This is a genomic window from Pseudomonas sp. GW822-FHT02G04 (genome assembly GCF_058802085.1).
Window position 1 is genome coordinate 22,578 of sequence record NZ_JBXANU010000038.1, and the last position, 11,086, is coordinate 33,663.

Genomic DNA, 11,086 nt, shown 5'->3' on the forward strand with positions numbered 1-11,086 from the left:
TATTCCGCGTTTTCATGGGTTTTTCAAACGCTCGGCCAGTGAATTCGCCAGTTGTGCCGTCAGTCCGTAGACCGACAATTGTGGGTTTGCACCAATGCTGGTGGGGAATAGCGAGCCGTCGTGAATCGACAGATTGTGCAGTTGGTGGTGTCGGCCGAGGCTGTCGGTCACGGCGTTTTTCGGGTCTTCACCCATGGCACAACCGCCCATCACATGAGCACTACCCAGGCGCGTGCGATACAGCTCAAGGCTCAATCCGTCGATCAAGACGCGTGCTTCGGCGAGGGTTTTCACGTAACGGGCGTCGGCATGCATCGGCATCACAGCGTTGGCGCCACCGGCGAACTGGATCTCGGCCATGCTATGGAACGCCCGGCGCAACCCGTCCCAGGCATACGGTGAAACCTGATAGTCGAGCACCGGCGTGCCGTCACTGCGCAATTCGACACTGCCGCCGGGGCTGTCTGGGTGAAAGCCGTCTCGCAGCAACGCCAGCATCGCGTGGGTATGCGGCAGGTTTTCCATGTGCCGGGCGTTTTCCGTGCCAAAGCCGCCAAGCAGGGTGGTGGCCAGCGCCGGGTGCAGCGGCGGGACCTCCAATTTGTAGGACATCTTGCCGGTGATGCCGTCCTGCCACTGGAAATGGTCGGAATAAATCGACTGCGGCGCGCCGTAGAACGGGTTGATCACCTCGTCGAACAGCCCGGCGGACATGTTGACCAAATGCAGGAACGTCCGTTTTCCCAGTCGCTCATGCGGATCCGGCGCCTCTGAGCGCAACAGCAGCGCCGGGCTGTTGATCCCGCCGCCGGCCAGCACGTAATGCCGTGCCTTGACCGTGATTGTGCGTCCGGTAGGGGCAACGCAACGCTCATCCATCGCCACGCAATGCAGGCCTGTGACTCTGCCGTCCTTGACCGACAGCTTTTCAGCGCGGGCCAGATAGAGCAGCTCGCCACCTTTTTCCAGGGTCGCCGGGATGGTCGTGACCAGCATCGATTGCTTGGCGTTGGTCGGGCAACCCATGCCGCAGTAGCCGATGTTCCAGCAGCCGCGCACGTTTCGCGGGATCACATGCCAGGCGTAGCCGAGTTTTTCGCAGCCTTTGCGGATGACGTCGTTGTTGGCGTTGGGCGGCACCCGCCACGGGGCGACACCCAGGCGTTGTTCCATTTTCTCGAACCAGGGTGCCATCTCGGCCGGGGTGTGACCTATGACGTCATGCTCTTTGGCCCAGTGTTCCAGCGTCGGGTCCGGGGTGCGAAAGCTCGAGGTCCAGTTAATCAGCGTGGTACCGCCCACCGCCCGGCCCTGGAGGATGGTGATCGCACCGTCCTTGCTCATACGCCCGATGCCTTCCTGATAGAGGCTGGTGTAGGCCTGATCCTCAAGCATCTTGAAGTCACTGCTGGTCTTGAGTGGGCCTTCTTCGATGAGCAACACCTTGTAGCCTGCGGCGCTGAGGATTTCGGCGGTGGTCCCGCCGCCGGCACCGCTGCCGATGATCGCCACATCCGCTTCGAGGGTCAGGTCCTGGGTCAGTTGGGCGCCGTTGTAGGTTTTCCAGCCACGGGCCAGGCCTTCACGGAACGGATCGGGTACGGGCATCGTCAGGTTCTCTTATTGTTATGTTCTGGGCGCGCTGCGGTCTCAAACCGTAGGCGGCCCCGGATACCCACAATGCACCCAAGACTCCGCCCGGCTGTACCACGCCATCATCACCATTTGCAGCAACGAGCTATGGCCCATGCGCAGCAAGCTCAGCGAGCTGTTTTCCCAGCGATCGAGAAAGTGTCGGATGTCTTCGCTGCTGGCATTTTCCCAACTGCCCCAGATCCCGGTCAGTGGGCCGCGGGTGATGCTCATCCCCAGCACATCGAACAATTGCCGGGTCAGCTTGAGCATTTCCGGCGACAGGTGATCGAGGCTGTAATCCAGGCTTTTGAGGGTGCCTTCGACGGCGGCCGGCATTTTCTCGACGATCACGGCACCGTCGAGCATTACCGGGATCAGTGCCCGCAGAAACAGCAGGTCACTGCTGCGCAGTGTCGCGAAACCGCTGGCCGCCGTGCTCGACGAGCAGCCGCTGAGGCTCGCACCTAATCCGGCCGTGGCCAGAAAGGCGCTGGCGCCCAGGCTGAATTTAAGCAGGCCGCGCCGTGACAGCGCGGGTGTGTCGGACAGGCTTGGGCTCATTATTGTTATTACCCGGCGGTGTTGATCGTTAGCGGATAAACAGCTTCTGGATCAGTTTCTGAATGGATTTGCCGTATGGCGGATAGATCAGCTTCGCCGCGTTGAAACGCTGTTTGATCAGCACGCCCTTGGCCTTGCTGAAGGTCAGGAAACCCTCATGGCCGTGGTAGTGGCCCATGCCCGAGGCGCCGATGCCGCCGAACGGCATGTCGTCCTGAGCAACGTGCAGCAAGGTGTCATTGAGGCATACGCCGCCGGAATGGGTTTCGTGGAGAACACGGTTTTGCTCGCGCTTGTCATAGCCGAAGTAATACAGCGCCAGCGGACGAGGCCGTTGGTTGATATAGGCAAACGCTTCATCGAGGTCCTTGTAGGGGACGATCGGCAACAACGGGCCGAAAATTTCGTCCTGCATCACTGTCATGTCGTCGCTGACGTTGAGCAGCAGGCAATGACCCATGCGCCGGCCCTGGCCCTGATCGAACAGCGGAATCAGCAGCGCGCCCTTGCTGGTGGCGTCGCTGAGGTAACCGTTGAGCCGCGCCAGTTGTCGCTCATTGATGATGGCGGTGTAGTCCGGATTGTCGGCCAGGGTCGGATAAAACCCGCGAACTGCCTGGCGATAGGCTTCGACGAAAGAGCCGACGCGGTCTTCCGGCACCAGCACGTAGTCCGGGGCGACACAGGTTTGCCCGGCGTTGAGGGTCTTGCCGAAAGCGATGCGTTCGGCGGCATCCTTGAGCGGCACGTCGCGGGAAACGATGGCCGGGGACTTGCCGCCCAGTTCGAGGGTCACCGGGGTCAGGTTCTCGGCGGCGGCGCGCATCACGTGTTTGCCGATGCTGGTGGCGCCGGTGAACAGCAGGTGATCAAAGTGCAGCCGGGAGAACGCCACGCCGATGTCGGCCTCGCCGAGCACCACGCAGACCAGGTCTTGAGGGAATATCCGCTCCAGCAATTCCTTGAGCAGCAAACCGGTGGCGGGGGTCGATTCGCTGAGTTTGAGCATCACCCGGTTGCCCGCCGACAACGCCCCCACCAACGGCCCGATGGCCAGGTAAAGCGGGTAGTTCCACGGCACAATCACCCCGACCACGCCCAGCGGTTGATAAACGACTTTGGCCGACGCCGGTTGAAAAGCGATGCCGACTTTACGCCGTGAGGTTTTCATCCAGCCTTTGAGGTGTCGGCTGGCGTAGTGAATGCCGTGCAGGCTGGGCATCAATTCGGCGAGCAGGGTTTCGTCGGCGCTGCGGTGGCTGAAATCCTGGCTGATGGCGTCGACCAAGGCCTGGCGCTCATTGCTCAACAGGTCCCGCAACGCCTTTAGCCATTGTTGGCGCTGAGCCGCGGGTGGCATCGGGTTGCCTGCATACGCCGCGCGTTGAGCATCGAACAGGGATTGGAGCTCGTCCAGAGGCTGCTGCAGGTTCTTCAGGTAGGCGATGTCAGCAGGCATGGTCGGCTCCGGATTTATTGTAATGAGGGGATTTTTAGAGTCTATGCTCTAGAAAGTCAAATGACATCCTGACGCAGCTTTGTTTTATCCACTCCCGGATAGGTCGTAAGATGCCCGTCACCGCACTCTGAATTAAAGCTCAAGCCATGGCCCCTCGGATCAAAACCAGCGAGCGCATCGTGCAGAACAGCCTGGAGCTGTTCAATCAGCAGGGCGAGCGCAGCATCAGCACCAACCACATTGCTGCCCACATGGAGATTTCTCCGGGCAACCTGTACTACCACTTCCCCAACAAGCAGGCGATCATCGCTGTGCTGTTCAGTGAGTACGAAAGCCTGGTGGACAGCTTCCTGCGCCCGCCTCAGGGCCGCGCCGCAACGGTCGAAGACAAGCGCTTCTACCTCAAGGAATTGCTCGCCGCCATGTGGCGCTACCGGTTTTTGCATCGCGACCTCGAGCACTTGCTCGACAGCGATCCCGAGCTGGCCGCCCGTTATCGGCGTTTTTCCCAGCGTTGCCTGATCCAGGGCACCGCCATTTACGAAGGGTTCGTAGCCGCTGGCATCCTGAACATGGATAAGGTTCAGATCGAGTCCCTGACGCTGAACGCCTGGATCATCCTCACGTCCTGGGTGCGGTTTCTGTGCACCACGCGGGAAAACTCCAACCACTTGAGCGAACAGGCCATTAAGCGCGGGGTGTATCAGGTGTTGGTGCTTGAGGCAGGGTTCGTTACCGATCAATCGCGCGACGCGGTAAATGCGCTGTTCGACGAATTTTACGTACCGCTGGCCCAGGCGCTGGAAGAAGTGCATTAGGATTCAAGACTGACAACATCACAGGAGCCCGTTATGCCCATTGCGCAACTGATCAGCCCGCAAGCGTTGGACCTGAAAAAGGAGACCCCGGGGCTGGTGATTCTGGATTGTCGTTTTGCCCTCGAAGACCCGGATTACGGTCAGCGCAGCTATGCCGAAGGGCATATTGCCGGGTCGAGCTTTGCCGATCTCGAGCGTGATCTGAGCGGGGCGGTGGTCAAGGGGGTTACCGGGCGTCATCCGTTGCCTGAACCCGAAAAGCTGATCGAGCGCCTGCAAGCCTGGGGCATCAATGCCGACAGCGAAGTGGTTTTGTACGATGACGGTCCCGGGGCCTACGCGGCGCGGGCCTGGTGGTTGCTGGCCTGGCTGGGCAAGCGCGACGGTGTGTTCATTCTCGATGGCGGGCTGAAAGCCTGGCACGCCGCCGGATTGCCCCTGAGTCTTGATCCGCCTTCGGTTACCCGTGGCACTTTCACCGGGACGCCGGATGCTTCGCTGGTGCTCAGTGCCAAACAGCTCCAGAAACGTCTCGGCCAGCCCGCGTTGACCTTGCTCGACGCCCGTGCCTTGCCGCGCTTCAAGGGCGAAGTGGAGCCAATCGATCCGATTGCCGGGCACATTCCCGGTGCACAATGCGCCGCGTTCACCGAAAACCTGGGCAGCGACGGGCGCTTCCTGCCGGCCGACCAGCTCAAGCAGCGGTTTGCCACGAAGCTCGGTGATCGTTCGCCGACGGAGCTGGTCGCGTATTGCGGTTCCGGCGTGACGGCCTGCCACAATCTGTTCGCCCTGTGCCTGGCGGGTTATCCGTTGGGGGCGTTGTATGCCGGTTCGTGGAGCGAGTGGATCAATGATCCCGCGCGAGGCGTCGCCACCGGCGAGTAAACGCAGATCCGATGTGGGAGCTGGTCTGCTCCCACATTTGGATCTTTGTTGTCATCTATGGTCGGGCAATTGCCGCGCGCTGCGATACGCCCCCGGTCCTACGCCGTAAACCTGCTTGAATTGCCGGCTCAGATGACTCTGGTCGGCAAAACCCAGTTGTGTCGCGACTTCCAGCGGCAGGCAACCGCCCTGTAACAACGCCCGTGCCCGAGCGATGCGCTGCTGCATCAGCCAGGCGTGCGGCGGCATGCCGGTGGCGCGGCGGAACACCCGGGCGAAGTGGAAGGGGGACAGGTTCACCGTCGCCGCCAGTTCTTCCAGCGAGGGCGGCGCCGCCAATTGCGATTGCAGCCGTTCCTTGGCCAAGGTCACTGCGCGGTGTTCCTTGCCGGGTTTGCCGGCGATCGGGACGGCTGCGTGGCGTTGCAACAACGACAGCATCATTTCCCGCCAGACCGTTTGCTGCTGCAGGGCCGTGGACGGACTTTCCAGCAGCCGATGCAATTGGCAGAACCCCCTCACCAGATCCGGGTCGCGATACAGCGTGGCGCTAAACGCGGGCAGGGTGCCGCTCGGCAGTTCAAGCTCCTCCAGCAGCGAAAGAATTTGCCCGCTGTCGGGATAAAACGCCCGGTACAACCAACCGTCTTCCGTACCTTTGTGGCCGGTGTGCAGTTCGTCCGGGTTGATCAGCACCAGCGTGCCGCTGCCCGCCAAATGCTCTGCACCGCGATAGCGATAACGCTGGGCGCCGGCCATGATCATGCCGATTACATAGCCGTCATGCACATGAGGGGCGAAACGGTGTTCGATGTAGCGCGCAGACAACAACTCGACCCCGGCCAGCGGCGCCGTTTGCCAGAAGTGGATCGACTCGCCCTGATCGACCTCCACGGTTTACCTGCGCCCCGTGCTGGCCAGCCATTGGGGAATGCGCCGCTCCAGGTAGTAACCCGGTTGCCTGAACGAACCCTCGACGAAACCGACATGCCCGCCCTTGGCCTGCAACTCGAATTGAGTGCTGGCGGACAATTCGTCGGCTTGGGGCAGGCTATGCGGAAACACAAACGGGTCGTCAGCCGCCTGGATGATCAGGGTTGGCGTGCGAATCTCTCCAAGGAAATAACGACTCGAAGCGCGACGATAATAGTCCGCGGCATCGGCGAAACCATTCAGTGGTGCGGTGACCCGGCCGTCGAAATCCCAGAAGGTACGCAAGTTCTCCAAAGAGCCCAGCGCCTCCAATGCCGCCAGGCCATCCTCATGTCCCTCATGCTGGAATCTGCGCTGTTTGTTCTTGATGTAGGCGACCATCTCTCGCATGAAATGCGCTTGGTAGAACTGGGAAAAACCCTGGCTGATACGATCGGCACAGTGATCGAGGCGAAACGGCACCGACACTGCCACCGCGCCGAGTACGCCGCTGTTGCTGCCGGTTTCACCCAGATGCTTGAGCAACACGTTACCGCCCATGGAATAACCGACCGCATACAGCGGCGCGAGGGGGCGTTGGGTGCGCAGGTGTCTGATGGTTTCGGCCAAATCTTCACTGGCCCCGGAATGGTAGCTGCGCGGCAACAGATTGGGCTCGCCGGAGCAACCTCGCCAGTTCAACGCGACGCTGGCCCAACCCTGGGTGCTCAGCGCCTTCTGCATCCCGGCCACATAAGGCGAATTCGACGAGCCGGTCAGGCCGTGCAATACCAGCACCAACGGTGCATTCGCGCTGTGGGGGCCGTGCCAGTCCAGGTCAAGGAAATCGCCATCTTCAAGCCACAATCGCTCGCGCTCACGCTCGATATGTGTGGTTTTGCGCCATAGCGGTCCCCACAAGGTTTGTAAGTGCGGATTACCCAGGCCGTAGGCGGGCGTGAAGGCGGGGGTGAAACGTTCTGGCAGATGGGACACGATTGCTCTCGATGCTGCGGCGCGTACCCGCAGCGTTAGCTGACTGAGCTGCGCACCGTTTTCTCAGGCCGGACTAGCCGGCGATCCCTGCCATACGTTGCCACAACGCGTAATACACCCGTCCCGATTTTTGCTCCCGATGCAGGCGCCAATTTTCTGGCAAACCCAATATCGACGGTGCGCTTTCGCTTTCAGTGTAGACCCACGCATCGTCGGCCAGCCAATGACGTTCTTCGAGCAGAGTGCAAACCACAGGCAACAGATTCTGATTGAACGGCGGGTCGAGGAATACCAGGTCGAACGCCGTGGCCGGTTGGGTTTCCAGATAGCGCAAGGCGTCGGCAGTCTGTACCTGGCCGTTGGTGCAGCGCAGGGTGCCCAGATGTTCTTTCAGGCTGGACACCGCGACGTTGCTGGCGTCCAGCGCCTGACCCATGGCCGCGCCACGGGACAAGGCTTCCAGGAACAGCGCGCCGCTGCCGGCAAACGGATCGAGTACCTTGGCCCCGGCGACGTAAGGCGCGAGCCAGTTGAACAGGGTCTCACGCACCCGGTCCGGCGTCGGGCGCAGGCCTGGAGCATCCGGGAAGCTCAGCTTTCGGCTGCGCCATTCGCCACCGATGATGCGCAGTTGGTTTACACCGTTATGCACGTTGTGAACGGGTTTCTTTGGACGAGATGAACTGGCCATTAATGCTCCGGAACCCCGAGCGGTTGCTCGGCGGGTTTGTCAGTAGGGGCCGGTAACGGCTTTTGTGGCACGGTCGGGCCAGCGCTGACGATGACCAGTTTGTCCGTGCTCAGGTGTTTGTTCAGTGCGGCTTTGACTTGCTCGACGGTCAGGCTCTGGGACTGTTGCATGAAGTCTTCCAGGTAGCTCAGCGGCAAGTTGTAAAAGCCCATGGCGCCGAGCTGACCGACGATATCGGCGTTGCTGGCGGTGGACAGCGGGAAGCTGCCGGCCAGTTCACGCTTGGCATCGTCGAGCTCTTTCTCGGTGGGGCCAGTCTTAAGGTAGTCGGCGAGCACATCCTGCACCAGCTTCAGGGTGCCTTCGCTCATTTCGGCGCGGGTTTGCAGGTTGATCATGAACGGGCCGCGAACCTGCATCGGGCTGAAACCCGAATACACACCGTAAGCCAGGCCACGCTTCTCGCGCACTTCGCTCATCAGCCGGGTGCCGAAGCCTCCGCCGCCAAGAATCTGGTTGCCCATGGACAGCGCTGCGTAATCCGGATCGTCACGGTCGATACCCAGTTGCGCGATCATCAGGTTGGTCTGCTTGGACGGAAACTCGATGTGGCCGATGCTGGGCTTGGGGTCGGTCGGCTGTTCGACTTTCGCCAGGGCCGGGCCTTTGGGCAGGTCGGCGGACACTTGGGCGGCGACCGCCTCGGCTTCGGCGCGCGAGAGGTCGCCTACCAGCGCAATCACCACGTTGCCGGCGGCATAGGCTTTCTGATGGAAGGCTCGCAACTGCGCCAGGGTGATCGGTGGAATGCTCTTCGCCGTGCCGTCGCTGGAGTGCGCGTACGGGTGAGCGCCGTACAAACGGTTCATCAGCTCCAGACTGGCGAGTTTGCCAGGGTTCTGTTTCTGGAATTCGAAGCCGGCGAGCATCTGGTTCTTGATGCGGGCAAACGAGTCGGCGGGGAAGGTCGGTTTGCCGACGACTTCAGCGAACAGCTTCAAGGCAGGCTCGCGTTTGTCCACGGCACTGAGGCTGCGCAAGGAGGCAAGCGCCATGTCCTTGTACGCGCCGTTGCTGAAGTCGGCACCCAATCCTTCGAAGCCCTGAGCGATGGCGCCGACGTCTTTGCCGGCCACACCTTCGTTGAGCATGGCGTTGGTCAGCAGTGCCAGGCCGGGTGCATCGCCGTCCTGGCTGCTGCCGGCGGCGAAGATCAGGCGCATGTCGAACATCGGCAGTTCACGGGCTTCGACGAACAGCACCTTGGCGCCTTCGACGGTGTTCCAGGTCTGCACGTTCAGCGAGCGATGGCTTGGGGCCTTACCGTCGAGTTCGGCCAGCGATTGCAGCTTTTGACTGGACTTGGCCTTGTCGAGGGCTTCGCTGGCGTTGGACTCACCGGGTTTTGACAGATAGAAGGCGGCAGACCCGATCAGTGCAACAGCGATCAGGCCGATCAGGGCCAGACGCGACTTTTTACGCTCACTCATGAGTCGTCTCCTGTGGCAGTACATGGGCGACGCTGAGACGTTCGCGGGTGAAATACAGCTTGGCGGCCTTCTGGATGTCCTGCGGAGTTACGCTTTCCAGGTCGGCGAGTTCGGTGTCCATCAGTTTCCACGACAGGCCGACGGTTTCCAGTTGGCCGATGGCGGTGGCCTGGCTGGTGATCGAGTCGCGCTCAAAGACCAGGCCGGCAATGACCTGCGCTCGCACTCGCTCCAGCTCTTCAGTGGACGGTGCGGTGGTTTTCAGCTGTTCGAGCAGTTTCCACAGGCCGGCTTCAGCCTGGGCCATGGTTTTCTTCTTCTGGGTGTTCGGCGTGGCCGACAACGTGAACAGACTGTCGCCACGGGTGTAGGCGTCGTAGCTCGACGAGCCGCCGGACACCAGCTCTTCGCCGCGCTCCAGTTGCGTCGGGATGCGGCCGCTGTAACCACCGTCGAGCAGGGCGGAAATCAGGCGCAGGGCGTTCACCGATTGTTTGTCTGCGGCTGTGGCGATGCTCGGCACGTTGAAGGCCAGCATCAGGCTCGGCAATTGGGTCTGCACATGCAGGGTGATCTTGCGTTCGCCGGGCTCAGCCAGCTCCAGCGGGATTTTCGCCGGTGGCACGTCGCGTTTGGCGATCGGGCCGAAGTAACGCTGGGCCAGGGTTTTGACTTCGTCCGGGGTCACATCGCCGACCACCACCAGGGTGGCGTTATTCGGCACATACCAGGACTGGTACCAATGGCGCAGTTCTTCGACTTTCATGCGATCGAGGTCCGCCATCCAGCCGATGGTCGGCGTGTGGTAACCGCTGGCGGGGTAGGCCATGGCCATGAAGCGTTCGTAGGCCTTGGACATCGGCTTGTCATCGGTGCGCAGACGCCGTTCTTCTTTGATCACCTCGATTTCGCGAGTGAACTCGTCGGCCGGCAGGCGCAGGTTGGCCATGCGGTCGGCTTCCAGTTCGAAGGCTACGCCCAGACGGTCGCGGGCCAGCACCTGGTAATACGCGGTGAAGTCGTCGCTGGTGAAGGCGTTCTCTTCGGCACCGAGGTCGCGCAGGATCAGCGAGGCTTCGCCGGGGCCGACTTTCTCGCTGCCCTTGAACATCATGTGTTCCAGCGCATGGGACAACCCGGTCTGGCCCGGGGTCTCGTAGCTGGAGCCGACCTTGTACCAGATCTGGGAAACGACGACCGGCGCACGATGGTCTTCGCGCACGACAACCTTCAGGCCGTTGTCGAGGGTGAATTCGTGGGTCGGTTGTGGATCGGCAGCCAGGGCCGAGAGGGGCAGACAAACTGTGCTGAGCAGCAGGCCTGCAGCGCGGCGGGCTAGAGCATTCATTCGTTTTTAAACCTGTTGGGCTGCCCGCTTGGTCTTAGCGTCGGCGGGCGAGAGGGTGCTAGGATACTGATCCGTTTTACTGGCGGCCACGCCTATCAAGCCTTTGATCGGCTTGCAGGTTGTATGGGTTACCGGCAGAAGCTTTGAGTTTGTCAGCTAAACTCTGCGTTTTCGCCGACGATGCCGTTCCAGTCCTTCGTATTAGTCGACCTTTGAGGCGCCGTTGGCTCCTCGACAAAATGTTGCGCGTGAACAAGCTGGATGAATCGCAGTCTGTTCAGCATCGAA

The 11,086-nt window shown here is 61.2% G+C and carries 10 protein-coding genes; 2 read left to right on the forward strand and 8 right to left on the reverse strand.

Annotation, left to right across the window (positions count from 1 at the left end):
- Positions 1-12: 12 nt before the first annotated feature.
- The 3 genes from AC1RO5_RS29035 to AC1RO5_RS29045 are packed head-to-tail and all read right to left on the reverse strand — an operon-like array spanning position 13 to position 3,655.
- Positions 13-1,608 carry a GMC family oxidoreductase gene (locus AC1RO5_RS29035; protein ID WP_493179122.1) on the reverse strand — a complete coding sequence of 532 codons (1,596 nt, stop codon included), beginning with the start codon at positions 1,606-1,608 and terminating at the stop codon, positions 13-15.
- 42 nt (positions 1,609-1,650) lie between these two features.
- Positions 1,651-2,196, reverse strand: coding sequence for a twin-arginine translocation pathway signal protein (locus tag AC1RO5_RS29040; RefSeq protein WP_493179124.1), 546 nt, complete (start codon positions 2,194-2,196; stop codon positions 1,651-1,653).
- Positions 2,197-2,224: 28 nt separating this feature from the next.
- Positions 2,225-3,655, reverse strand: coding sequence for a coniferyl aldehyde dehydrogenase (locus AC1RO5_RS29045; protein ID WP_493179125.1), 1,431 nt, complete (start codon positions 3,653-3,655; stop codon positions 2,225-2,227).
- A 146-nt stretch (positions 3,656-3,801) separates the two neighbouring features.
- Between AC1RO5_RS29045 and AC1RO5_RS29050 the strand changes: the two genes are divergently transcribed.
- Together AC1RO5_RS29050 and AC1RO5_RS29055 are read left to right on the forward strand one after the other, a co-directional pair.
- Positions 3,802-4,473, forward strand: coding sequence for a TetR/AcrR family transcriptional regulator (locus AC1RO5_RS29050; RefSeq protein WP_018928685.1), 672 nt, complete (start codon positions 3,802-3,804; stop codon positions 4,471-4,473).
- A gap of 33 nt (positions 4,474-4,506) precedes the next feature.
- Entirely contained in the window at positions 4,507-5,361 is an 855-nt protein-coding gene (locus AC1RO5_RS29055) for a sulfurtransferase (protein ID WP_493179127.1), read from the forward strand.
- A gap of 51 nt (positions 5,362-5,412) precedes the next feature.
- Here AC1RO5_RS29055 and AC1RO5_RS29060 read toward each other — a convergent pair whose 3' ends face one another.
- From AC1RO5_RS29060 to AC1RO5_RS29080, 5 genes are all read right to left on the reverse strand, one after another.
- Positions 5,413-6,255 carry an AraC family transcriptional regulator gene (locus tag AC1RO5_RS29060; RefSeq protein WP_493179128.1) on the reverse strand — a complete coding sequence of 281 codons (843 nt, stop codon included), beginning with the start codon at positions 6,253-6,255 and terminating at the stop codon, positions 5,413-5,415.
- Positions 6,256-6,258: 3 nt separating this feature from the next.
- The gene (locus AC1RO5_RS29065; RefSeq protein WP_493179130.1) at positions 6,259-7,269 is read right to left on the reverse strand and encodes a hydrolase; all 1,011 of its coding nucleotides are present in this window, start codon (positions 7,267-7,269) and stop codon (positions 6,259-6,261) included.
- A 73-nt stretch (positions 7,270-7,342) separates the two neighbouring features.
- On the reverse strand, positions 7,343-7,960 hold the full coding sequence (rsmD, locus tag AC1RO5_RS29070; RefSeq protein WP_258671492.1) for a 16S rRNA (guanine(966)-N(2))-methyltransferase RsmD: 618 nt from the start codon (positions 7,958-7,960) through the stop codon (positions 7,343-7,345).
- Positions 7,960-9,450: a M16 family metallopeptidase gene (locus tag AC1RO5_RS29075; protein ID WP_493179132.1), complete on the reverse strand. Its 1,491-nt coding sequence runs from the start codon at positions 9,448-9,450 to the stop codon at positions 7,960-7,962. Before AC1RO5_RS29075 ends, rsmD begins: the two co-directional genes overlap by 1 nt.
- Positions 9,443-10,798, reverse strand: coding sequence for a M16 family metallopeptidase (locus AC1RO5_RS29080; protein ID WP_493179134.1), 1,356 nt, complete (start codon positions 10,796-10,798; stop codon positions 9,443-9,445). The genes AC1RO5_RS29075 and AC1RO5_RS29080 overlap by 8 nt, the downstream gene beginning before the upstream one ends.
- Between the last annotated feature and the right edge of the window lie 288 nt (positions 10,799-11,086).

Bases quoted from the DNA above. Each gene is read 5' to 3' on its own strand.
- AC1RO5_RS29055 (WP_493179127.1), top strand. From the start codon at position 4,507: ATGCCCATTGCGCAACTGATCAGCCCGCAAGCGTTGGACCTGAAAAAG.
- AC1RO5_RS29040 (WP_493179124.1), bottom strand. From the start codon at position 2,196: ATGAGCCCAAGCCTGTCCGACACACCCGCGCTGTCACGGCGCGGCCTG.
- AC1RO5_RS29035 (WP_493179122.1), bottom strand. From the start codon at position 1,608: ATGCCCGTACCCGATCCGTTCCGTGAAGGCCTGGCCCGTGGCTGGAAA.
- AC1RO5_RS29045 (WP_493179125.1), bottom strand. From the start codon at position 3,655: ATGCCTGCTGACATCGCCTACCTGAAGAACCTGCAGCAGCCTCTGGAC.
- rsmD (WP_258671492.1), bottom strand. From the start codon at position 7,960: ATGGCCAGTTCATCTCGTCCAAAGAAACCCGTTCACAACGTGCATAAC.
- AC1RO5_RS29050 (WP_018928685.1), top strand. From the start codon at position 3,802: ATGGCCCCTCGGATCAAAACCAGCGAGCGCATCGTGCAGAACAGCCTG.
- AC1RO5_RS29080 (WP_493179134.1), bottom strand. From the start codon at position 10,798: ATGAATGCTCTAGCCCGCCGCGCTGCAGGCCTGCTGCTCAGCACAGTT.
- AC1RO5_RS29075 (WP_493179132.1), bottom strand. From the start codon at position 9,450: ATGAGTGAGCGTAAAAAGTCGCGTCTGGCCCTGATCGGCCTGATCGCT.